The sequence below is a fragment of the Acinetobacter sp. AOR18_HL genome (assembly GCF_027855145.1).
GTDB lineage: Bacteria > Pseudomonadota > Gammaproteobacteria > Pseudomonadales > Moraxellaceae > Acinetobacter > Acinetobacter pittii.
On the sequence record NZ_JAKTIG010000025.1, the window covers coordinates 32475 to 57370 of the forward strand.

Here is a 24896-nt window from a genome sequence, read left to right on the forward strand (position 1 = left end):
GGCGCATCTTTTTGGAAATGGATTATGGAATTATTACACTGCTTTAAGCCACGTGCTTTAACTTTCGCGACCTTAGTATTGATGTGTGGCAATTCATTCGCTGCAAATCCAAATCAGCAGCCCGAAGATGAATGGAAATTCACTTTAAAAAATGCCTATATCAATCGTAATTTTGATAATGATGCACTCAAAGATACTGGCAGTTGGTCTCAGGCAGCATCTTTATTTTATAAGTCGAAAATGCATGACACCCCTCTGCAAATTGCAGATAAGCCCATTACAATTGGTGCAGATGCTTCTGTTCAATATGCTGTGCGCTTAAGTTCAGATAAACACGTCGCAGACACGGTTTTGCCTTTTAATAAAGAAACTCAATCACAAGCATCTGACTTCTTAAAATACGGCGCCACTTTAAAACTAGGATATGACAAAACCCTTTTAAGTGTCGGTGAACTCTGGCTAGATTTGCCTGTAACGGCTGTGGATGCAAGCCGACAATTACTTGCCTCTTATTGGGGAACCAACCTTAAATCGCAACTTTCAGATCAGCTCTATGCAGAAATTGGCCGGGTTGAAAAAGTATCACCACGTAATGAAGAAGACTTTAAAAAGTTCTCGTTCACAGCAAATGGGGTTACTAAAGAATCTGATGGTTTAAATTACATAGATCTGCGCTATCAATTTACGCCATCACTCAAGGGCGAATACTACTTTGGTAATTTAGAAGATCTCTACAACAAGCACTATGTTGGACTTGAGCATAATTGGAAACAACCTAATTTTGCCCTCACCTCTAAGTTTAAATACTTCAATGCAAAAGATGACGGCAATACTTTTGATATTGATGCGCAAAACATTGGGGTGCTAGAGACTCTTAAAGTAAAAAACCATACCTTTGGTTTGGGTTATCAACAGATTATCGGTGAGTCGGCTTACCCTCTACCAGATGGCTTTTTACCAGAGACCTATTTCATTAACTGGAATGCTACTGGTTTCTTTAAAGAAGACGAAAAGTCTTACCATGTGATGTATGGCTACGACTTTAAAGATTATGTTCCGGGCTTAAATGCAATGGTTAAATATGTCTATGGCCATGATTTTAAAGCGGCCAATGGCGAAAAAAATCATGAAACTGAGTCGAATGTAATTTTAAACTATGCGTTTCAACAGCCATTCTTAAAGGGTGTTGCCCTGCAATACATTCGTATTGATTACAACGTAAAACATGGCAATGACTTTGGTGAAGATCGCCTGTTTGTAAACTACACCAAAAAGTTTTAATCATTTTTGATTCAATTGAAGCGGGTTAATTTTAGTCCGCTTTATTATTTTCGACCCATAAAAAAACACTCTTACGAGCGTTTTTTAATTAACTTTGCAACTTAAGCAACGTGCTTTTGTACAACAATCGAACCGACTGAATAACCAGCACCGAAAGATGAAATCACACCATATTCGCCATTATCTACTTCATGGCCTGTACGGTGTAAAGCAATAATCACACCTGCTGAAGAGGTATTGGCAAACTCATCTAGAATAATTGGAGCACGGCTTAAATCTGCCTCTTTACCAGCCACATATTTCAAGATTAATTCATTCATGTTGGCATTGGCTTGATGTAACCAAAAACGCTTAATATCGTTTGCAGTTAACTGCATTTTTTCCAACTGCGCATTAATGATTTTTGCCACCAATGGACAAACATCTTTAAATACTTTGCGACCATCTTGACGGAATAACTTGTCGTCAACCACTGCATCTTCACTACGGTTTAAGAAACCGAAGTTATTGCGAATGTTGTTTGAAAATTGAGTAAATAAATGAATATCTAAAATTTCAAAACCAGTTTTAGTAGTCGTTTCTTCAATAATAGAAGCCGTTGCAACATCACCAAAAATGAAGTGACAATCACGGTTACGGTAATCTAAGTGACCCGATGTAATCTCAACGTTCACCAATAAAACACGACGAGCGCCTGAACGAATTGCATCTGCCGCTTGTTTCAAACCAAAAGTTGCAGCTGAACATGCAACGTTCATGTCGTAGGCATAACCTTGAATGCCAAGTGCTGACTGAATTTCAATCGCTACAGCCGGATAAGCACGCTGCATGTTTGAGCATGCCAAAATTACAACATCGATATCTTCAGCAGTTACGCCTGCATTTTCCATTGCCTGCTTCGCAGCAATCACGCCCCACTCTGCTTGAAGTGAAAGTTCATCATTTGAACGTTCAGACAAACGAGGACGTAAACGTGTTGGATCGAGGATACCTGATTTCTCAATCACGTAACGGCGCTTAATACCAGACGCTTTTTCAATAAATTCAGCACTAGAACCACGTAACTCTTCTAGCTCACCTGCTGCAATTTTCTCTGCATTCTCTTGGTTATATTGTTCCACATAAGCATTTAAACTGTCGGCCAGTTCTTCATTAGAAATGATTTCTGTTGGGTGAAATAACCCAGTACCTGTGATACGAATGCCCATGTAAAACTCCTAAAAAAATGAATAGGGTCTGTTAATCTTTCATTTATAAATTGCGTTGTAGGCTAAACAACAGCATAAACAGACCCCGATCTATCTTAACTGATTCCCAAACGATCCCATAACTTTTGCAGTCGAGTTGGCGAAATAGGCATCTTGGTTTTCATCGGTTGAGAAAATAAAGAAATGCGAAATTCTTCCAACATCAAATACAATTCTTTGATTTTTGGATCGTTTTTGAACTTAAACACCTTGTCCATCCATGGATCGACATCGTCAATTGCAGCATGATCTCGCTGTAGATTATTTGGCAATCGATCTAAACGCAATAGCAGTGCTTTTAAATAACGCGGGTATTCCTGCCAAAGATCGACTGGTTGGCGGTAAACAAAATTGCCAAGTGACATTAAATCTAACTGATCTTCAATATCATCAATACTGCGTCCAAATACGTCTGGATCAAGTACTAAAAGCTGACGACGGATTTGTTGCCACTGAATATAAATATCACTTAATTGCTCAAGTGCTTGCTGACCATAACTCAAAAATTGTTTTTTGACCTGATCTAGCAGCTTATTAAATTCGTCAGCGTTAATTGGCAAAGTCGTAATTGCCATCTGCAACGTTGCATAGACCAACATCTGCTCAAGTTTAGCTTTATCGCCCAAAGGTGAATAAGCCAATGCGAGCGGTTTTGAAATCTGCTTTTTCAACTGGCGGACCAAATCACCCAGTTGCATATGTACCAGACGAATAATCCCTTCGCGGTGCTGTTTAATCGCCTCAGCTTGATCATTAAACGTTTGAATAACAATGCCTGACTCATCTTTAGCTTCGAGGTCAGCAAAAGCCTTGGTCGGAACTAAAGCCTGATATTGTTTAACTACAACGCCCGTGACTTTATGAGAAGCCTCGAAAGTAAAGTTTTCAGGAAAGTCCTTAAACTCACCTTTTTGCTGTTTCACTGGACGATGCGTTTCTACGCGGCAACGTGCTTTTAACTCAGGTAAATCACGACCTTTCGCAATCAGCTTACCTTTTTCATCAATCACTTTAATGAAAGGCACCAAATATGGATCAATACGTTCAAACGAGAAATCTTTTTCAGTAATTTGCTCGCCACGTAAGGCAAAAGCTAAATAACTAAAAATATGTTCACGTAAATGTACTGCATCAACCCCTTGCATGAGCTTACGAGCTGTATCAGGAATTGGCACCACATTACGACGCTTGTCTTTAGGTAAAGCTTTGAGTAAAGCCTCAATTAAATCTTGGCGCCAACCCGGAATTCCCCATGACCAGATATTTTCATCGACTTGAGGCAGCGCCTGTACAGGAATTTGAACAGTAGCACCATCTTCGTCATGGCTCGGGTCAAAATGATATGTGGTTGCTAAACGCAGCTGCCCATTGTGTAAATGATCTGGGAATTGCTGCGTAGTTGGCCGATCATTGAGCCAGAGCGCATCATCGTCAATAAATAAATAACGCGGATGATTCGCTTCTACCGTTGCACGCCAGTCTTCAAAACTACGGCGACTCGCGATTTCCTCAGGAATTTTCGACGCATAAAACTGATAAATTGTTTCTTCATCGACCACCAAATCGCGGCGACGTAATTTATCTTCAACTCGCTCTACTTCTTCAAGTTTAAGCAAGTTATGTTTTAAAAATGGTGGAACTGTACCCAAATTACCAGTAGTTAATGCATCGCGTAAGAAAATCTCATGAGCAGCAGGTTGGTCAACTTTCTCAAAATTAATTAACCGTTTTGGCTCAATAATTAAACCAAATAAAGAAATTTGCGCATATGCATTGACGATCCCAGCTTTCTTAGACCAATGTGGCTCGAAATAGTGATATTTCAACAAGTCGCGTGCAGCAAGTAAAATCCATTCAGGGTCAATTTTGGCTAAAGTACGTAAGTACACTTGAGAGGTTTCGACCATCTCAAAAGCCATCACCCAAGAGGTATTGGTTTTATGCAAAGTACTTGCAGGGAAAACTTTAGCCTTTTGCTGACGCACTGCCATAAAGGTATTTCGTTCATCAGTTTTATTGGCAATGAACGATAATAAACCTGTCAGCAATGCACGATGCAAGTTTTCATAATTCGCAGGTTTTTCATTAAAGCTGAGTTTTAAGCCTTCAGCTAACTCAACCAATTGCTGGTGTGTCTGCTTCCACTCACGTAAACGCAACCAGCTTAAGAAATGCTGCTTGGCAAATTGACGCCGTTTATTTTCAGACATGCCTGCTTCGCCTTTAGGATTTAAAGTCTCCCAAAGCTTCAAATAAAACAGAAAATCTGAATCCGCTTCTTTGAATAATGCATGCTTTTGGTCAGCTTGCATTTGTTTATCTGCTGGACGCTCACGCGGGTCCTGAACCGCTAAAGCACTTACCACAATTAAGATTTCTTTGAGTACGCCAAAATGAGCACCGCCCAGGATCATACGTGCCAAACGTGGGTCAATTGGCATACGCGCCATCATTTGCCCAACTTTAGTCAGCTCATTTTTCTTCTCGTTAAGTGCGCCTAACTCAATCAGCAACTTACGGCCATCATTAACTAGACGGAAATCTGGCGGCTCAATAAAATCGAAGTTTTCTAACTCACCTAACCCTAAACTCTGCATTTGCAAAATAACAGATGCTAAGTTGGTTCTTTTAATTTCAGGTTCGGTAAATTCAGGACGACTTAAAAAGTCTTCTTCGCTATATAAACGGATACACACACCCGGAGCAATACGACCACAACGCCCTTTACGCTGATTGGCTGCGGCTTGAGAAATTGCTTCAATTGGTAAGCGTTGTACACGTGAACGATAGTTATAACGCGATATACGAGCAAAACCGCTATCAATCACATAACGAATATTCGGAACCGTAAGTGCAGTTTCGGCCACGTTGGTCGCAATAATAATACGACGACCCTTTCCGCCAGGGCTGAAGATCTTCTGTTGTTCAGAAACGGCTAAACGCGCATACAACGGTAAAATTTCGGTATGTCTTGGCCCGTACTTTTGCAAGGTTTCCTGCAATTCTCGAATTTCTTGCTCTGTGCTTGAGAAAATTAGAATATCGGCATGTTCTGGATGACCTTTTGCTTCTGCATCAGCAAAGCATTCTTCTACAGCCTGTACAACTGCACGAGGTAGGTTTTCTTCAAAATCATCAAACTCATCGTCATCACTGCCACCAATATTCATTTCTGAAATTGGGCGATAAAGTACTTCGACAGGATAACTACGCCCTTCTACTTCAAAAATAGGTGCGTCATTAAAGTAATTACTAAAGCGATTTACATCTAAAGTTGCCGAAGTCACGATAACTTTTAGATCTGGGCGTTTTGGCAGTAACTGCTTTAAATAACCCATAATAAAATCGATATTGAGTGAGCGTTCATGCGCTTCATCAATAATGATCGTGTCATATTTAGACAAATAACGGTCATTACCTAACTCGGCAAGCAAAATACCATCGGTCATTAACCGTACGATTGAGTCCTGCGAACCTTGTACATTAAAACGGATTTTAAAACCGATAGATTCGCCAAGCTTTTCGCCGACTTCTTCTGCAATACGCTGAGAAACACTACGTGCAGCTAAACGACGTGGTTGGGTATGACCAATCATTCCCGTTAAGCCACGGCCTGCTAGCATTGCAATTTGAGGAAGCTGAGTGGTTTTACCTGAACCTGTTTCACCTGCCACAATAATCACCTGATGCTTTTGAATCGCATCAATTAAACGGTCTGCATATTGAGAAACAGGTAAGTCCTGATTCAGTTTAATTTTAGGGAGACGTTCAAATCGCTGCCTTACTTTGGCATTAGATTGTTCAAATAATTTTTCAATCTCTGCTGTATTGGCTTTTTTATCTTTACGCAAACGATTTAAACGGTAACGATCTCTTGCCATCACCCACTGATCAATATTTAAATCATTCTGCACAGACAAATTTTCCTGAAAATACAACAATCCTCTATTTTACGCTCTAATGACCATAAGGTAAAACAGTTGGTTTTTTATATATTTTTAATTTTTTAAAATTTTACCCTTGAATTTTGGCTAAGTAGACTTCATGTTGTTAGGCAAGTTTCTTTTACGATAACTGTCATTTGATTTACATGTTTTTGCAGTCAAATCGAATACAGTGTTTGGGGACTTAAAAATCGTAAATTTATCACTTATTCGATTTTCCGATTTTAGTCATGTAAAAATACTATTTCCCCAATAAAGAATTTTTATTTATTCTACATCTCGTAAACAAGTTTAAATATAAACCTCAATCATGGAGACAATGATGAGCTTGATTAATACTGAAGTTAAACCATTCCAAGCAACTGCTTACCACAACGGCCAATTTGTTGAAGTTAACGAAACTAACCTTAAAGGTAAATGGTCTGTTGTATTCTTCTATCCAGCTGACTTCACTTTCGTTTGTCCAACTGAACTTGGTGACTTAGCTGACAACTACGCTGAATTCCAAAAACTTGGTGTTGAAATTTATGCTGTATCTACTGATACACACTTCACTCACAAAGCTTGGCACGACACTTCTGAAGAAATCAAAAAAATCCAATACCCATTAGTTGGTGACCCAACTTGGACTCTTTCTAAAAACTTCGACGTTCTTATCGAATCTGAAGGTTTAGCTGACCGTGGTACTTTCGTTATCGATCCAGAAGGTAAAATCCAAATCGTTGAACTCAACGCTGGTGGTATCGGCCGTGACGCATCTGAACTTCTTCGTAAAGTAAAAGCTGCTCAATACGTACACGCTCACCCAGGTGAAGTTTGCCCAGCTAAATGGAAAGAAGGCGAAGCTACTCTTGCTCCATCTATCGACCTAGTTGGTAAAATCTAATCTCTTATTAGATTTTAAAAACTCAAAGAACCATCCCTCATCGGATGGTTCTTTTGTTTTGAATAAGCACATCACATTTTCTACTGATACTTTTACAATTATGCCCTTCCCCATTACATGAAGTTTGAGTAATGTCGAATAAATAACCGATGTTTTTTTGAGCTTAAGTAATATGAAATAAAAGGGGAAAAATTTATGGCGAATACTGTGGCAGTCACTTCATGGAAATACAATGCGACTTCACGTCATCTAAAAATATTTTATAGCGATGGTTCAGGCGAACTTTATCATCCTGTACCAGAATTTATTTATGACAACTTATTGCGATCAACAGACAAAGCTGCTTTTGTACATAAATATTTAGAATTCGATTTACACTTTACTCGCCTATCTTTAGTGAATGCTTCATAACATAATAAAATAAGGCCTGCTTTGAACAGGCCTTTATGAATGAATAAATCATTTTTTTAAATGGCTTACCTTGCCACTACAATGCATAAACCAGCGCCTACAGGCAAAATACTGCTCATAAAATTTTCATCTTTTTTAATTAAAGCTAAGAATGAACTGACTTCAGCCGCATGTGAAATAACATTATCAATAATGAGTACGCCACCTTTTGGCTTCATTAAACATTTTAAATCTGGCCAATAATTCTCGTAAGCAGGTCGCTCAGCATCTAACAGAATAAAATCGAAAGTTTCCTGAGTTTCTTTTAGGTAATCGGCTGCATCTCCAACCCAAAAATCTACCAATTCCTCTAATGCCAGTTCAGTCGCATGGCGTTTAGCTTCATTACTACGATTGGCATCAATTTCAAGCGTGGTTACTTTTCCATGAGTAGCTTGAGCAGCCTCAGCAAGCCATAAAGTAGAGTAACCTGTTGAAGTCCCAATTTCTAAAATTGATTTGGCTTGCTGCATCCGAATAAATTGCGATAGTAATTTTGCAGACTCCGCCTCAATATTACGATACCGCAGCAAACGATCTGTCTGCTGAGCATCATGTCGCTTAAAGGTGTCATATAAATCGGCAACTCTTTGTAAGAAAAAAGTATTTGGCATATATTCACCCTTTAAGATCGTTATTTTATATAAAAGTCGTTTGAGTTAAGTGCTTTGAATTAACTTAAAGCGCGGCACGATACTTCCATCAGCCATTTGCACCGTTTCAGTAAACATCTCTAGCGGACGTACCCAAGTTGAATAGTCACCATAAAGACACTGATAAACGACTAACTCTTCTTCAGTCTCGCTGTGTTTTGCTACAGAAAAAACTTGATAGAGATTACCTTTATAATGCTGATAAATGCCGCGTTGCAATGACATGAAAGTACCTTTTAATGTTATGACATAAAATCTTTACAGCCATATAACATATATAAATTTTTAAATACTTTCACTTTAAAACACTACAAAAGATAAAAAAGAATATTTTAGAAATAAATTATTGATCTTATTTATGAATGTTTTTAATAATTCAAAAAACCGATTAAATATATAAAAACATACTGTTTTACCTATTCTGTGTTTTCACGTACTATGCATCTATTGAAAGAATTTGGATGCATTGGAGTAAAAACAGATGTTAGATCAAAACATTAAAACTCAATTAAAAGCTTATTTAGAACGTCTAGAAAGTCCAATCGAATTAGTTGCTGCTTTAGATGAATCAGATAAAGCGGCTCAAATTAAAGAGTTAGTGACAGAAATTGCTGAACTATCTGACCAAGTCACTGCCCGTTTTGACGGTAACAATACACGTCGTCCAAGCTTTGGTGTGGCTAAAGCAGGTGAACAGCCTCGTGTGTTCTTTGCAGGCTTACCTATGGGCCATGAGTTTACATCTTTGATCTTGGCACTGTTACAAGTGTCTGGCTATGCACCTAAAGTGTCGGATGAAGTTTTAAATCAGATTAAAGGCTTAAACCTCAAAGCAAACTTTGATGTGTTTGTATCCTTAAGCTGTCATAACTGTCCTGATGTAGTACAGGCGCTTAACCTGATCGCGATTTATAACCCGAACACAACAGCAACCATGATTGATGGTTCATTCTTCCAAGACGAAGTGGAACAACGCAAAATCATGGCTGTACCAATGGTGTTCCAAGACAACGAGCACATTGGTCAAGGTCGTATGACCCTTGAAGAGATTGTGGCAAAACTTGACACCAACTCGGCTGAAAAAGATGCAGCAGTACTGAATGCCAAAGATGCGTTTGATGTATTGGTGATTGGTGGTGGCCCTGCAGGTGCAACAGCTGCAATCTATGCTGCACGTAAAGGTATTAACACAGGTATCGTGGCTGAACGCTTTGGTGGTCAGGTCATGGACACCATGGACATTGAAAACTTCACGTCTGTGCAAAAGACTCAAGGTCCTAAGTTTGCTGCCGAGATGGAAGCACATGTTCGTGAATACGATGTCGATATCATGAACCTGCAACGTGTCAGCAAAATCACAGGTGCAAACCAAACTGAAAACGGTCTGGTTGCAGTTGAACTTGAAAACGGTGCAAAACTTGAATCAAAAACTGTAATCCTTTCTACAGGTGCACGTTGGAGAGAGATGAATGTACCGGGTGAGCAAGAATACCGTACCCGTGGTGTCGCGTACTGCCCACACTGTGATGGTCCACTGTTCAAAGGTAAACGTGTTGCTGTGATTGGTGGTGGTAACTCAGGCGTAGAAGCTGCAATTGATCTTGCGGGGATTGTTGAGCATGTAACTCTGGTTGAATTCGATACCAAACTTCGTGCAGACCAAGTCTTGCAAAACAAATTGCATAGCTTGCCAAACACAACGGTGATTATGAATGCCTTAAGTACAGAAGTGTTAGGTGACGGATCACAAGTGACTGGTCTTAAATATAAAGACCGTGCGACGGATGAAGAGCATGTGGTCGAGCTTGCAGGGATCTTTGTACAGATTGGTTTACTGCCAAACACTGACTTCTTGAAAGACAGTGAAGTTGAATTAACCAACCGTGGCGAGATCATTGTGAATGACCGCAACGAAACCAATGTGCAAGGTGTATTTGCTGCGGGTGACTGTACGACTGTACCTTACAAGCAAATCATTATTGCTACAGGTGAAGGTGCTAAAGCATCACTCTCTGCGTTTGATTACATCATCCGTTCTGGGCAGTAAAATCGGTCAAAATCATTATTATTTATTTCAAGCCTAGCATTACAAAATGCTAGGCTTTTTTAATACTAGAGTTACAACTTTTTAACAATTTTCGATCTTTATTAATCATTTACTTTATGTTTATATTTTAGACATCCATATTTGGATGCCATGAATTAGAAGGAAAAACACAATGAATAAATTACTTGTTGCTTTAGGTCTTGCTGCGACTGTTGCCCTTGTTGGTTGTAATAAAGATAAAGCTCCAGAAACTGGTGCGACTACAGGTGAACACTTAGAAAATGCTGCTCAACAAGCAAGTGCTGATATCAAATCTGCTGGTGATAAAGCTGCTGACGATATTGCAACTGCAACTGATAATGCTGCTGAGAAGATCGATGCTGCAACCGATCACGCTGCTGACGCGACTGCTAAAGCTGCAGCTGAAACAGAAGCGACTGCACGTAAAGCGACTGCTGATACAGCTCAAGCTGTTGAGAATACCGCTGCTGAAGTGAAAAAAGACGCTCAACACTAATCGTTTTTAGTATAAAAAAGCCCCTATTGATTAGGGGCTTTTTTTTGGCTCTTAAAATCTTTTATGAAATTAAGCCTTCGTCACGCATCGCAATTTGTACAGATTGACGCTCTGCAACTTTATTGCGTAATGCAATAATGTGCTTATAAGGTGTTAAGTCATGCTCAATTGAGTTTGACCAATTTGTTAAAACAAATAGATAAGCATCTGCTGGACCAAAATTATCATTTACCAAATAATCGTAATCAGATTCAGACAAATAGTTATCGATATATTTTAAAAGACGGTCGATTTCTGCATAAGCTTTGGTTTTTTCATCGCTCGTTAACGGTGCCCCAAAGAAAACTGCATAAGCATCATGCAATTCAGAGTTCAAATAACCCAACCATTCCAATACTTTCGCACGGCCCATACCCGATGGCGGAATTAAATCCTGCTTAGGATCGTGCTGGGCAAGGAAAGGTAAAATCGCCACGTTCTCAGTTAACATTAAACCAGGGTTAATTTCTAAAGCTGGTACATATCCTTTTGGATTAATCTCGTAATAATCTGCACCTTTTTCTGTTTTATGTGTTTTTAAATTTACTCGTTCCAAGTCAAAATCAACATTAATTTCATTTAAAATAATATGTGCAGCTAAAGAACATGCGCCTGGCGAATAATATAATTTCATATCTGATCCTTGTTATCTCATATTAACGTTTTAAATTGCTTCTAGAAAACCTGCAAGGTTTGCACAATTCTTTAATTGTAAAAAAGCGTAAACTTATAAAATACTTACACCATCTAATATTCTTGAAAAATTTATTCCTTGCAAGTTGTCTTGCGTGACGATTGTTTAAAATATGATAAAACACATTTACGTCACGCAATTTTTCCATTAATTACGTTTAAAAAGCTGGCTAATCCAATTCATTAATTCAGTTAAGAAATCAAAAATACCGTTTTTCTTATCATCATCAGGCTGGCTTGAATCTTTACCATTTAAATCCAGATCAACAATTACTGGATCATGATCCGAAGAACGATAAGCATCTTCAGCATAGAACAATGCCTTTTGCTCATCAGTTTTATATTCTTCGTTGTAATCTAAAACGGTTGGCTCATCTGCATTGATATGCCATGCAAAGGTTCTGACTACTTTTGGATATAGAGCTGCATCAGCAATTGCATGGTCTAAATTACCCGCTCCACCATTTCCATTGGCATCACTCGCAACACCAAACACATAGCTATATGCCTCTGCACCCTGTCCTACCTTAGCGTCGTTCAACAAAACTTTGTAGTTCGCTTTTTCAAATGACAAAATAGGTTCTTCTTTTGCGTAGCTATTCATATCCCCTACAAGTAAAGCATTTTGCTTAGGCACTTGAGTTGGATTTTTTGCTAACCACTGCACAATTTGATCAACTGCTTTCACACGAGTCGGGTTCCAACAGCCTTGACCATCTTTTTGGTCTGCATCAATAGAGCTAGCATCCACCCCACTACAGCTTTTCGATTTTAAGTGATTTGGAATAACGGTAAAGGTTTTATTACCACGAACGGCTTGGAAACTTTGCGCCAATGTTGTTCGGTTCTTGTCACCCAAATCAAGCACAACGGGTTTATTCAAAGGCTTAACACGCTTGCTGTTATAAATAATAGCAACCGCAATCGCATCACCACCTAAACGGTCTAAGTTTTCAGGAACAACGTATTTCCAATCACTACCTAAAGCACTGGTTAAATGAGCAATTGCACTGTTCGGACCATAACCATTGTTCGCAATTTCCATTAAACCATACACATCAGCATCAATCGCTTTTAATGCACTCACAATTTTACGATGCTGTTTATCAAACTCAGCTTGTGTCGTTGCACCGCGCTCCGTTGGGAAACCCGTTGCGCCATTGTCATAGTTCAAAACGTTAAATGAAGCTACGCGAATGTGATTAGCATTTTTGGTAATGACACTTTGACGCGGGTTTGTTTGAGTAATTACTTCAGGTTGATTGCGTCCAAGCACTGGTTGCACACGCCAACCATTAAAACGATATTCTAAAATACCTTCAGCATTTTTAAGTTGATAACCTGAACGTAGCGTATTAGCAGCACTAAAATTTGTCGGTAACCACGGAGTACGGTTTTGATTGTTATAGCCGTCATCAAAAATAATTTTCGACGATAAATTCTTCTGAGCAAGAGCTTTAGCTTCAGGAGATAACGCTGGATATAAATTAGTCGGAATATATAAGCGACCTAAGCTTAGAGATAATTCACCATAACGGCCATAATTGTAGTTCTCGCTTACCGTTAAAGTCTGAGGTAATTTAACCAACATACCTTGATAACGCTGCGGAGAATGAGTTGAACCACCTGTTAAGCTAGCAAATGGAAGTTCAAGGCTAATCGGCTGCACCTGATTTGCCATATTGCTATTACAAGTTTGAATATCTTGTTGTAATTGATCTAATTGCAATTGGTTTTGATAAGTTGTTAAACGACCACGCAAAATAACCTCATCGCCAACTTGTCCGCCTTTTATAGTGCTACTATTTGGAATATAAACAAAAATAGCATTGCTGACATTTGCACGCGCTTTCGTATCTGGTGTCTGCACATAAAAACCAGAGAAACCATTGGCATAGCGGTAGTCGGCAGTAATTACCCCACGTACAGTATAGCTCTGGTTTTGTGCTGCGGTTGATAAATCAGCAATTGGTGTATCGGAGCTTGAACAACTCACCGTTTCAACAGGTGGCTGTGTTATTGAGCCAGATAAATTTGAAAAGTCATTTCGGTTTGTCCAAGCTGACCATGAACGGTCCAAATCAAATGCTGCAGTTGCATCAATACTTAAAGCTGAGTTCTCAGTTTCAATACGCTTAAAACTATTTCCTAAGCTCGAAACGGCTGTTCCCCATCCTGTTTCTGGTCGCTCACCAATACGCCCAAAACGGTCTACAGGCGTACCTTTATACACAAGTACAACCGCATCATCTCCATTAAAAGATAATGCAGCGATCTGATTTACTTTACTGCCAAGTTCAGCCTGCAACTCAGAACGACCTACTAAAAACTTCTGCTTACTGGTTAACGATCCTTGTAAACGGAAAGTCGCTGTTTTTGCTGTACCGCCATTATTAAATTGTTGAATTTCATAGTCGGCTAAATTAACTGTAGTCGCATCTGGATTATAAATTTCCAAACCTTTGCGGTTACTACTGCCGTCAACATATTGACTAAACATGAGCTGTGCTTGTGCCCAAGGACTATATGTAAAAGCACCAAGTGCCCCTAATAGCACAGAAAGTGTGCGTAATTGAAAAGTTTTCATGAGTAAATATGTTCATTTGAAATTTATATAGATTCTTAGATTAAATATTGAACATGACATCTACATGAAGAAAAACACCGAAACATTTGACTTGACCACATGAAGACTTAAAATACCGCATTTGAATTTCAATATTGCCAAGGTTATGTCGATCGATCAGTTAGAAACGCAAATTGCAGACTTAGACAATTTGCCTGAACACCGTGAAATTGTGACGTTTATGCGTCGTTCAGCACCACTTAATACGTCTCAACGCACGGCATTAGAACAACATCGCGATTTAATTTTGGAATATCCTGTTGGTGACTTACGTCAGCACTTCGAACATCCAGAACGTCCTTTAACTGTTGAAATCGGTTTTGGTATGGGTCGTTCATTAGTGCTTATGGCAAAAGCAAACCCTGAACGCAACTATGTGGGTATTGAAGTTCACGTACCTGGTATTGCTCAGTGTCTTTATGAAGCAGGTATGGCGGAACTTAAAAACTTACGTGTACTTGATGCAGACGCGATTCAGGTTTTACGTGAAATGCCAGACAACAGCATTAACTGCGTACAACTTTACTTCCCAGACCCATGGCAAAAGAAACGTCATTTCAAACGTCGTTTTGTTATTCATGAGCGTATGCAATTGGTTGAACAAAAACTTGAGCTTGGTGGTACATTCCACGCAGCAACAGACTGGGAACCGTATGCTGAATGGATGCTTGATATTTTAGACAACCGTCCAGATCTTGAAAACTTGGCGGGTAAAGGCAACAGCTACCCTCGTCCAGAGTGGCGCCCAGTGACTAAGTTTGAACGCCGTGGTATTGAGTCAGGTCATAAGATTAATGACTTTATTTTTAAAAAGATTAAGTAAATAATAAAAAAGGCTTAGTAATAAACTAGGCCTTTTCTTTTTTATATAAAAAGAAATTAAATATATCTGATCTATAGTATTTCTTCTTTCTAATTAATAATTGCCAATCTAAGCGAATCTAGCTATTTATAGAAACTGGTACTTGCCACACTAAAAATACTAAGGACACCACATGTTAAAAATTTTAGGGCGCGATAACTCCATTAATGTACGCAAAGTCTTATGGTTGTGCGAAGAACTAAATCTTGAATATGAAAGAGAAGATTGGGGACGAGGCTTTCGCTCCGCTCAATCACCTGAATATTTACAATTAAACCCAAATGGGCAAATTCCTGTTGTTTTAGATGGCGATTTAGTCCTTTGGCAGTCCAACAGTATTATCCGTTATTTGGCAAATGCTTACGATAAAGAACATCAGCTTTACCCTACTCAAGCGAAAGAAAGATTCTTTGTTGATCAGTGGATTGATTGGCAAGCCATCGAACTGAATAACAGCTGGACTTATACAATTATGTCTCTCTTGAGACATTCTCCAGATCATCAAGATCCAAACTTATTACAACAAGGTATTGATGACTGGAATCATCATATACAGATTCTCGATCAACAACTTGAAAAAACTCAGGCCTATGTTGCTGGTTCACAATTTAGCTTGGCCGATATTCCAATTGGTCTGTCTGTACAACGCTGGAAGGCCACTCCTTTTGACCATCCAACGCTTAAGCATGTCGACCAATATTTTGAACGTTTAAATCAACGTGCTGGTTTCTTAAAATGGGGCAATAACGGCGAACCTTAATTTTAAGCAAGCTTTAGTCCGAGTGATGGCGCTTCACGATGCCATCACTTAAAAGTTGATAGACCTGTTTTAAGTCATCTTGATTTGCTTGAGCTAATAAGTCTTGATGCATTGCCAAGATATTCTGATCTCCCCTTACTGCAGGCCCTGTTTGCATTTGCTTTGGATCATTTTCAGTCGCTTTTTTTGCTGTTTCTATAATTAAAGGATAGAGCAAGCTAAAGTCGACCTGCTCTTTATCTACAACCTGCTTTGCCATATCAAAACAATAGTTACTAAAGTTACAAGCAAACACAGCTGCCAAATGCAAAGTTAAACGCTGTTTTGAGGTGTATTGATATACTCGTTTACTTAGACTATTTGCTAAATCTGAAAGTAGTTCTTGATCAGTATCTGTTACCGCTTCAACAAATAATGGTGTTGCAGACCAGTCAACGTCTCTCTCAAGGCTAAATGTTTGTAATGGATAAAATACCCCTGCTTTTGTATGCACATGACTAATGACTTCAATATCTGTGCTACCAGAGGTATGAACCATAAGTGTTTCAGGAAACAATTCATGAATCTGTTTTACAAGCTCTGCAATTGCACTGTCTGAAACCGCTAAAATAATAAGATCAGTTGATTGGAATTGTTGAAGTGACTGACATGCTTTTGCCTGAAATTGCACTGCAAACTTTTGGGTTTTCTCAAAATCACGCGCATAGACTTGTACGATGTGATGACCTTGGCCCAATAAAGCCTTTGCCAAATGAAAGGCAACTCGCCCACTTCCCACCAAACTGATTTTCATATCGATCCAACACTATTTATTTCAACAAAAAAGCTTCTCAAAATGAGAAGCTTTTTTCAAATTAAAATATCTAATTTTTCATAAATCAGAATATTATTGAGCTACTGAAAACTCAATACGACGGTTTTTAAAACGTCCTTCTTCTGTTGTATTCTCTGCAACAGGCTGATCAGAGCCATGGCCTTGTGCAACTAATTTAGTCCCGTCTACACCTTTAGATATTAAATAGTCAACTACTGCTTGAGCACGGCGTTGTGATAAAGCTTTATTTGCTGCTGCATTACCTGTCGAGTCAGTATGACCACCCACATTTAATTTCACACCACTGACTTTATTTAAAAGTGTTGCAGCTTGATCAAGAATGGCTTTGTTGTCTGCTGGAATATCACTTGAGCCACTCGCAAAGTTAATGATTTGCAAGTTAAGTGCTTTTACTAAAGCATTTACATCGACATTATTCGGATCAATTGAGCCTAGAGCAGTTTGCGAAGCAGTTAAACTATTGCTTACAGATTGCTCAGCTGTTTCTGGTGCAGTAGAAACAACTTCAGTGTGAGGAACAAGAGCTTTTACTTTTGCGGTTAATGCTGCTAATGCTGCTGCATCACCTGCTTTCAAAGTAATTTTGTCACCTATCCATTCTAAAGATGCATTTGGCACACCTTTTAAGGCACCAAGCACGCCAGCAAGTGCATCTTTATCTGTAAATCCAGCTGCATATGTTTGACTAGTATCAACATTACAATCTTGGGTTGATGAGAAAACCTGTTTAACTTGAGTTTGTAGTGTTGCTAAGAATCCTTGATCTCCAATACCTGCCTGACACTGGCTCACAGCACCTTTATCATCTGTGCTTAATGTTAAACTCGCAGGTGCAGCTGCGGTAGTAGCTTCAACACCACTTGCACCCGTTGGTTCTGGTGCTGGCACAGCCTCCTTATGTTGGCAAGAACGCCATAACCAAGCAATGATAAGACCCAGAATAATGAGTGCAATAATAGGCAAGAATCCACGAGATTTGCCTGTATTTTCAGTCGCAGCGGCAAGTGGTGGTGCTGTTGACGGTGTAACAGAAGACAAGCCTGCACCAAGCCCTAGTGGCGCTAATAGGCCAACAGCCCATCCCGGTAAATGTGAACGAATTGTTTCGGCATGCTGACGTAAATAATTCACAATACTTTGTTGATCATTTCCGGCAACATCCGAAATTGCATTAAGGCTGGGTTTAATTGCACTATTGAGTGTACTTTCGATTTCATTATTTGGTGCCGTACCGCTTAAATGAGTAAGTACCGTATTCTTGATTTGGTCATTATGAGAAAAGAGGTCTGATAATGAAGGAGTCAAACTATTTTTTAATTGTCCAATAAGATCAGGTTTAGCAGCTAACAATGAAAGTAAAATTGGATAAAACTTAGATAAAGCATTCGATTTTTCGCCTAGGTATCCGTCCTGATTATTTAATATAGTTGATGATACTTTTTCTTTAAGCAGTTCTATAGGGTTTATCGACATTGGTTATTCTCCCGAATTTTATACGTCGTAACCAGCAACTTTTGATTATTCAAATACTTCTCTTTGCTGATAGTTTTTTATTCTAATCTGCGTTCAATGTTTTATTGTTTTTTAAATAATTTATATACAAATTTGCATCTAGTCTTTACAAAACAGGCAGATCTTATTGATCTACCTGTTTATATTTTAAATTTACTTTAAATAACCACTTTATCAGTTAGCAAAAGTTTGAAGTACTTTACCGCTAAGGTTTTGGCCCAACAATGGAGTATTTTTCCCTTGCGATAAAATCGTGTCTTTGCTTACTGTCCAGCTTAATTCAGGATCGACTAACACCCATCCTGCTTCATCTTTCCAACGCGTAGTCATATTGGCAACCTGCGCAGGTACGCTAGTCACTTTCTCCACCCACTCTAAAGGTTCAAATAAGCCTTCATTAATGAGTTGAATGCCTAAAGATACATAAGTATCAAAAGCAGTAATGCCCGGTTGAGTTTCAGCAAATGGTGCCATTTTTGCGGAGCTGCTTAAAGGTTCGTGATGCGTACAAATTGCATCAATCACGCCCTCTTTTAAACCTTGACGTAAAAGTTCTTTATCTTGCTCAGAACGCAATGGTGGACGAACATGTGCTAGCGAATTGAAACCATCAGTTAAGTGTTCAGTTAAATGCAACTGATGCATTGCTACATCGGCAGTCACAGGTAAACCTTTTGCTTTTGCTGCGCGGATTAATTCAACCGCTGCACCACAAGATAACAAACCAAAGTGGGCTTTTACGCCAGTTGCTTCAATCATAAGCAAATATTTCGCAATCGCCACAGTTTCAGCAATTGCCGGAATCATTGGCAAACCTTGGCGAGAAGCAATAAAGCCTTCGTGTGCACATCCGTCTTTAGCAATCTGTGGCTCTTCAGCATAAAACACAACCGTTAGACCAAGACCCGCTGCATATTCCAAGGTACGAATAACTACATCGTCATTTTCAAAAGCAGCATTCGCATTAGAAACAGCAGTACAACCACCTTTTTTCAGGCCCGCCATGTTTGCTGGTTGCTTACCATTTAAACCTTGGGTCTGAGCACCAATGATATGCATATGAATGCCCCCATCATGCCATGCCTTTTCAATCAAGCCATGAATGAGAGCACCGTTGTCTTGTACAATCGGCTTTGAATCAGGTGGTGTAATAACATGCAAAATACCATTGCCACGTGCTGCCTTACCTTCCGATTTCAATGTCCCATGTTGCTGTTGACCCGGCTCACGCAAACGCGCGCATAAATCAACCATGGTTGGCATTAACCATTTGCCTTGGCCGTCAATGGTTTGCTCCACTTGCTCTACTGGAGCAACCAACTTGCCATTTTCAATATATACAGTTTGTACGCTGTCTGTTTTTTGGATTGGGTCTAACACACGTACATTTTCAATTTTTACAATACTCATGTGATCCATTCCTTACAACGTAATCGCTTCAATTAAACCTTGCTCTTGGAGTTGGCCTTGCATCGATAACGCCAATACGGCCATACGAACTGCAATACCATTGGTTACTTGTTTTAAAATAACCGACTGATCTCCATCAGCAACACTTGAATCAATTTCTACACCACGGTTCATTGGTCCCGGATGCATCACAATGCAATCTGGTTTAGCTAAACCAAGACGTTCTTTGTTTAAACCATACATTCTGTAAAATTCAGACTGTGAAGATAACGCTGGAGAGTCAATACGTTCGTTTTGAATACGTAAGGCAATAATCACATCACAATCGGTAATACCTTCATCCATCTTGTTAAACAAACGAACGTGCTCGCCATATTCCGAAAAGCCCACTGGCAATAATGTATTCGGTGCAATCACACGAATGTCTTTACAACCTAGAGTTTGTAATGCAGCTACATCCGAACGTGCTACACGAGAGTGTTTAATATCCCCGATAATAGCAACGCTTAAATCTTCAAATGGTTTTTTAGTTTCACGGCGAATAGTCAGCATATCAAGCATCGCTTGCGTCGGATGAGCATGACGTCCATCCCCTGCATTAATAATCGCGACCTTTGGACATACATCTTTAGCAATGAAATGTGCAGCACCCGAAGATGAATGGCGAACAACAAAGATATCCGCTGCCATTGCTTCAAGGTTCCAGAGCGTATCGCGCAGAGTTTCACCTTTTGAAGTACTTGAACGTGCAATATCAATGTTCAGTACATTGGCAGACAAACGTTTTGCTGCTGCTTCAAAAGTAGTACGGGTACGTGTGGAGTTTTCAAAGAAGAGATTCATAACCGTCAATCCCTCTAAGAGCGGACGGTTAATTAAATTATTATTATCGTCTAAAAAGCTTTGTGCGGTATCTAAAATCTTGGTGAGGTTTTCTTTTGAAAGTCCCTCAATCGTTAAAAAATGTTTTAAATTTCCGTCTTGATTGAGCTGAACCTGGCTCGGTTGATGCAACGCTGCAATATGCATAATGGATTCCTATGGGTCGAATCGCGAAAACGTGCATAGTGTAGCTGAATTCCGCTCTTTTCGCAGAAGAACTTTACAGAATAAGGCCCTAAATTGACCAGAAAATTTAGAACCTTATTGGCAATTACCTTAATGCACCAATGTAATGGTGCGGAACTTGTGCCCGATAAATATCCTCGGCGGTAATTTCCGACTCTTCATCGACTTTAACAACAGCAATTTTTTCTTTTTGAGAAGGCTCAGGTATTGTATCAACCAACGATTTCAATCGTTCAACACATCGTTTTAATTCGTCATCCTCTGATTCTAGTGCCAGCGCAATGACATATTTTGCATAATCTTTATTTTGGACAACGTACATTGCATCTATTACCCGCCCCGTCACCCTACGCATGCGTACATATATTTGTGTAGATACTGAGAAAGCATCTGCATTAGCAATAAAACCATTCCCCATCATGTCTTTCATTTATAATTACCCCATCAATTTAAAATAATAAAGTGGTTAAAAACTGGCTATGTTTGTTAATTAAATAACCCTTGATAGGATTGAGTTAGCAAAATACATACCACTTTAATTGTTTTAATCTTTAAAAATCAGTTTATTGGTTGGATTATGATAGGTTGCAATAATTTAAAAACCTTTACACATCAAAATAAGTTAAACTTTGCATCGTTAATATTTATATGTTTTGGTCAATCGAGTTTATGAATACCTCTTTACGTTTAAACCACTATTGGATTACTTGTGCTGATGGTTTAGAAGCCCTCTTACAAGAAGAAATAGAACAGCTTGGCACCAAAGTGACAGAACGTAAAGCAGGACGTTTAATCATTGAAGGGACGCTTGAACATGCTTACCGCATCTGTATGTGGTCGCGCCTTGCTTCTCGTGTTTTATTGCCTATTCATACTTATGAACTTGAACATACACACGATGCACGTGATGTAGCAGAAGAGCTTTATGAAGGTGCGATTAGCTTTGATTGGTCACTTATTTTTGCACCACAAAGTACCTTCGCTATTCGCTTACATGCTGAACGTGAAATTAAGGTTAACACTCAATTTGCAACACTTAGAGCAAAAGATGGTGTTGTAGATTCCTTTATGGAAGCTGTAGGTCGTCGTCCGAGCATTGATACTAAACAACCAGAAATTACGTTGTATGTTTTAGCAGGTAAAACTGAGCATACATATTGCCTAGATTTATCAGGTGATTCATTACATAAACGTGGTTACCGTCGTTATATGACGGATGCACCAATCAAAGAAAACCTTGCTGCGGCAATCTTACAAAAAGCTCAGCTTCAACAGCGCAACCCAGAGATTGTGCTCGACCCGATGTGTGGTTCAGGTACATTTATTATTGAAGCATTAATGATTTTAACTGACCGTGCACCAGGACTTGTACGCCGTTTTGGTTTTAATGGTTGGCATGGTCATGACCGTGAACTTTGGCTTTCACTTAAAGCTGAAGCAGCAGAACGTCACGAAAAGGCGCTTGAATTACCTTTACCTAAGTTTTATGCCTACGATGCAGACTGGGAAGCTGTAAAAGCTACTCGTGAAAATATTATTGCGGCAGGTTTTGAAAAAGTATTAGGTCAAATTCAGATTGAAGAACGTACTTTAGCGGACTGGCCTGATTTTTCAGCTGAAGGCAAAACTGCATTTATTGTGACTAACCCTCCATATGGTGAACGTTTAGGTGATAAAGCATCTAACCGCTCTCTTTACTTAGGTCTATCTGCACTTCTACAAAAACATTTCCCAAATCAATATGCAGCAATTATTGCAGCGCAAATTGAACAAGCCGATGTTTTAGCGTTTGAAGCACCTGAAACCTTACGTTTAATGAATGGTAAGTTACCAATTTACATTCGTTTTGGTTCAATTAAGCCAGAAAAAGTAACTCAGCCATTCTTAGCAACTTGGCAAGCTCAACCTATTGAAATGGAAGAAGCTCAAGATTTTGCTAATCGTTTGCAAAAAAATATGGCTGCATTGAAAAAATGGGCAACGAAAGAAAATGTTTATTGCTTACGTTTGTATGATGCAGACTTACCTGACTTTAATGTCGCTGTAGATTTATATGGCGATCGCTTACATGTGCAGGAATATGCACCACCAAAAACAATCGATCCTGAAAAAGCAAAAAAACGTTTTAATTTAGCACTCGCTGCAATTCGTGCTGTTACTGGTTTAAACCGCGATGCTATCTTCATTAAGACACGTGCGCGCCAAACTGGTACAAATCAATATACAAAACAAAGCACAGCTTCAAAACGTTTTATCGTTCAGGAAGGTAAAGCTAAAATTTTAGTTAACCTGACAGATTACCTAGATACAGGTTTATTCCTCGACCACCGTCAAATGCGTTTACGTATTGCTCAAGAAGCTCGTGGTAAGCACTTCTTGAACTTATATAGCTACACCTCTACAGCAAGCTTACATGCTGCTTTAGGCGGTGCTGCAAGCACGACAAGTGTAGACTTATCTAATACCTACTTAAGCTGGTCAAAAGAAAACTTCGTTTTAAATGGCCTGACTGTAGATCACGCAGATGAACAGCACATGTTCTTTGCGAGCGACTGTTTTGAGTGGTTAAAAGAAGGTCACGAACAATATGACCTTATTTTTATCGATCCACCGACATTCTCAAACTCTAAAAAGTTCTATGGTACTTTCGACGTCCAACGTGACCATGTTTCACTCATTAAACGTGCAATGAATCGTTTAAACAGTGAAGGAACGCTCTATTTCTCAAACAACTATCGTGGTTTTGAAATGGATGAAGAGATCGAAGCTATTTTTCAGGTTGAAGAAATCACTTCTGAAACCATTGGCCCTGATTTTAAACGTAATCAGAAAATCCACCGTGCATGGAAAATCCAGCATCCTGGTCTAGATCAATATTAATAAGATTAGAGGTTATTATTACTTCACGGTAATAATAACCTCACCATGAACATTTTTTGATTCAAAATCATATTTGGTAAATCGGTCTGCTCTTTCGGGGGCGAATTCAAACATGAGGTGCGACAGTTTCAAAAGCCATATGATAATCAACAAGCTGAGCAAATTTCTCTAATGGTGTAAGCCAATCTAACGCCTTTCTAGGACGAGTATTCAGTGACATGGCAACTTGATTTAAATAATGCTGATCTGCCTGATTTAAATCAATCCCTTTAGGTAAATATTGCCTAATTAAACCATTCATATTTTCGCATGTGCCTTTTTGCCAAGGTGAATGTGGGTCACAGAAATATACATCTATGCCTAAATCTTCTTCGAGTATTTTATGTTCTGACATCTCGCGTCCACGGTCATAGGTCAACGTTTTACGCAGTTCTGCAGGTAAATATTTCAGAGCTTCAGTTAAAGCCTTGCGCACTGATTCTGCCTTTGCATCAGGTAATGTTGCCAAGATACAGAGCCGTGTATTTCGTTCAATAAGTGTTGCTATCGAACTTTTATTGTCTTTACCTTTAATTAAATCAGCTTCCCAATGACCCGGTATTTTTCTTTCTTGAACTTCGGCTGGGCGCTCATGAATAGTTTTAATATCCTGTAATATAGAATCTTTTTTAGGTTCACCGTTAGCTTTTCGCTTTTTATTTTCATGACGCAGACAGGATAATAAGTCTTTTTTCAACTCACCCTTGGGTAATGCTCGTATCGTTGAATAAATCGTTGTATGGCTTACATTCATTGTTTGATCCAAATCAGGAAATGTCTTTAAACGCTTTGCTATTTGCTGAGGAGACCATAAACAACGGATCGCTTCAACAATAAATTTCCAGAGGATTGAATCGATTTTGAGTTTTCTGTGACCACGTCTACGTCTAGCGAAGGTGTTATCAGAAGCATATCGAGCTTGATAAACGTCATTGATGCTATTTCTTTTAAGCTCACGATAGATCGTACTAGGATGTCTTTTAATGAGTTCAGCAAATTTTCTGGCTGAAAAGCCTTCTTTTCTTGACTCAAGCATTAATGCAGTACGATCTTCAAAGTTAAGATGATGGTATGACAATTTTATATACTCCATAAACCCTTTAAATTAATTAGGTGGTTTATGTCGCACTTCAAGTTTTACTCTGCC

General features: G+C 39.1%; 20 protein-coding genes and 1 pseudogene. 8 read left to right on the top strand and 13 right to left on the bottom strand.

What is annotated here, in order from left to right; all coding sequences use genetic code 11:
* Positions 1-24 precede the first annotated feature (24 nt).
* A complete protein-coding gene (locus tag MKL51_RS06615) occupies positions 25-1281 on the top strand; it encodes an OprD family outer membrane porin (RefSeq protein ID WP_017481373.1) in 1257 nt (418 codons plus the stop codon).
* Between the two features lie 101 nt (positions 1282-1382).
* Here the strand turns inward: MKL51_RS06615 and MKL51_RS06620 are convergent, their stop codons facing one another.
* Positions 1383-2489: a beta-ketoacyl-ACP synthase III gene (locus MKL51_RS06620; RefSeq protein WP_005802658.1), complete on the bottom strand. Its 1107-nt coding sequence runs from the start codon at positions 2487-2489 to the stop codon at positions 1383-1385.
* Positions 2490-2584: 95 nt separating this feature from the next.
* A complete protein-coding gene (gene hrpA, locus MKL51_RS06625; RefSeq protein WP_005802660.1) occupies positions 2585-6442 on the bottom strand; it encodes an ATP-dependent RNA helicase HrpA in 3858 nt (1285 codons plus the stop codon).
* A 352-nt stretch (positions 6443-6794) separates the two neighbouring features.
* Here hrpA and ahpC point away from each other — a divergent pair, with 352 nt between their 5' ends.
* Together ahpC and MKL51_RS06635 are read left to right on the top strand one after the other, a co-directional pair.
* A complete protein-coding gene (gene ahpC, locus MKL51_RS06630; RefSeq protein WP_003652649.1) occupies positions 6795-7358 on the top strand; it encodes an alkyl hydroperoxide reductase subunit C in 564 nt (187 codons plus the stop codon).
* Positions 7359-7553: 195 nt separating this feature from the next.
* On the top strand, positions 7554-7769 hold the full coding sequence (locus MKL51_RS06635; RefSeq protein WP_005070287.1) for a KTSC domain-containing protein: 216 nt from the start codon (positions 7554-7556) through the stop codon (positions 7767-7769).
* Between the two features lie 65 nt (positions 7770-7834).
* On the opposite strand, the gene MKL51_RS06640 is transcribed toward MKL51_RS06635, so the two are convergent.
* Positions 7835-8422, bottom strand: a complete 588-nt coding sequence (locus MKL51_RS06640; protein ID WP_005802662.1) for an O-methyltransferase — start codon at positions 8420-8422, stop codon at positions 7835-7837.
* A gap of 45 nt (positions 8423-8467) precedes the next feature.
* Positions 8468-8686 (bottom strand): DUF1653 domain-containing protein, encoded by a 219-nt coding sequence (locus tag MKL51_RS06645; protein ID WP_002119929.1) that lies wholly within the window; start codon positions 8684-8686, stop codon positions 8468-8470.
* A 256-nt stretch (positions 8687-8942) separates the two neighbouring features.
* Between MKL51_RS06645 and ahpF the strand changes: the two genes are divergently transcribed.
* The gene (gene ahpF, locus MKL51_RS06650; RefSeq protein ID WP_017481372.1) at positions 8943-10508 is read left to right on the top strand and encodes an alkyl hydroperoxide reductase subunit F; all 1566 of its coding nucleotides are present in this window, start codon (positions 8943-8945) and stop codon (positions 10506-10508) included.
* Between the two features lie 172 nt (positions 10509-10680).
* The gene (locus MKL51_RS06655) at positions 10681-11025 is read left to right on the top strand and encodes a hypothetical protein (RefSeq protein ID WP_002121546.1); all 345 of its coding nucleotides are present in this window, start codon (positions 10681-10683) and stop codon (positions 11023-11025) included.
* 61 nt (positions 11026-11086) lie between these two features.
* On the opposite strand, the gene MKL51_RS06660 is transcribed toward MKL51_RS06655, so the two are convergent.
* Positions 11087-11698 carry a glutathione binding-like protein gene (locus MKL51_RS06660; protein ID WP_002121577.1) on the bottom strand — a complete coding sequence of 204 codons (612 nt, stop codon included), beginning with the start codon at positions 11696-11698 and terminating at the stop codon, positions 11087-11089.
* Positions 11699-11905: 207 nt separating this feature from the next.
* Positions 11906-14344 (bottom strand): ExeM/NucH family extracellular endonuclease, encoded by a 2439-nt coding sequence (locus MKL51_RS06665; RefSeq protein ID WP_002121532.1) that lies wholly within the window; start codon positions 14342-14344, stop codon positions 11906-11908.
* Between the two features lie 145 nt (positions 14345-14489).
* Between MKL51_RS06665 and trmB the strand changes: the two genes are divergently transcribed.
* Both trmB and MKL51_RS06675 read left to right on the top strand, forming a co-directional pair.
* Positions 14490-15206, top strand: a complete 717-nt coding sequence (gene trmB, locus MKL51_RS06670) for a tRNA (guanosine(46)-N7)-methyltransferase TrmB (protein ID WP_002121537.1) — start codon at positions 14490-14492, stop codon at positions 15204-15206.
* 172 nt (positions 15207-15378) lie between these two features.
* On the top strand, positions 15379-16005 hold the full coding sequence (locus tag MKL51_RS06675) for a glutathione S-transferase family protein (RefSeq protein ID WP_002121564.1): 627 nt from the start codon (positions 15379-15381) through the stop codon (positions 16003-16005).
* A gap of 13 nt (positions 16006-16018) precedes the next feature.
* Here MKL51_RS06675 and MKL51_RS06680 read toward each other — a convergent pair whose 3' ends face one another.
* From MKL51_RS06680 to MKL51_RS06700, 5 genes are all read right to left on the bottom strand, one after another.
* Complete coding sequence (locus MKL51_RS06680) at positions 16019-16798, bottom strand: Rossmann-like and DUF2520 domain-containing protein (RefSeq protein WP_002121590.1); 780 nt, start codon at positions 16796-16798, stop codon at positions 16019-16021.
* A 93-nt stretch (positions 16799-16891) separates the two neighbouring features.
* Entirely contained in the window at positions 16892-18313 is a 1422-nt protein-coding gene (locus MKL51_RS06685; protein WP_002121601.1) for an OmpA family protein, read from the bottom strand.
* 213 nt (positions 18314-18526) lie between these two features.
* Positions 18527-19762: a dihydroorotase gene (locus MKL51_RS06690; RefSeq protein WP_002121616.1), complete on the bottom strand. Its 1236-nt coding sequence runs from the start codon at positions 19760-19762 to the stop codon at positions 18527-18529.
* A 12-nt stretch (positions 19763-19774) separates the two neighbouring features.
* Entirely contained in the window at positions 19775-20791 is a 1017-nt protein-coding gene (locus MKL51_RS06695; protein WP_002121555.1) for an aspartate carbamoyltransferase catalytic subunit, read from the bottom strand.
* A 124-nt stretch (positions 20792-20915) separates the two neighbouring features.
* Positions 20916-21260, bottom strand: coding sequence for a hypothetical protein (locus MKL51_RS06700; protein ID WP_002121583.1), 345 nt, complete (start codon positions 21258-21260; stop codon positions 20916-20918).
* A gap of 239 nt (positions 21261-21499) precedes the next feature.
* Here MKL51_RS06700 and rlmKL point away from each other — a divergent pair, with 239 nt between their 5' ends.
* Positions 21500-23710: a bifunctional 23S rRNA (guanine(2069)-N(7))-methyltransferase RlmK/23S rRNA (guanine(2445)-N(2))-methyltransferase RlmL gene (gene rlmKL, locus MKL51_RS06705; protein ID WP_002121585.1), complete on the top strand. Its 2211-nt coding sequence runs from the start codon at positions 21500-21502 to the stop codon at positions 23708-23710.
* Between the two features lie 18 nt (positions 23711-23728).
* Here the strand turns inward: rlmKL and MKL51_RS06710 are convergent.
* Together MKL51_RS06710 and MKL51_RS06715 are read right to left on the bottom strand one after the other, a co-directional pair.
* A pseudogene (locus MKL51_RS06710) lies at positions 23729-23809 on the bottom strand (hypothetical protein); the annotation flags it as partial.
* 7 nt (positions 23810-23816) lie between these two features.
* A complete protein-coding gene (locus tag MKL51_RS06715) occupies positions 23817-24842 on the bottom strand; it encodes an IS30-like element ISAba125 family transposase (RefSeq protein WP_004994718.1) in 1026 nt (341 codons plus the stop codon).
* Positions 24843-24896 lie beyond the last annotated feature (54 nt).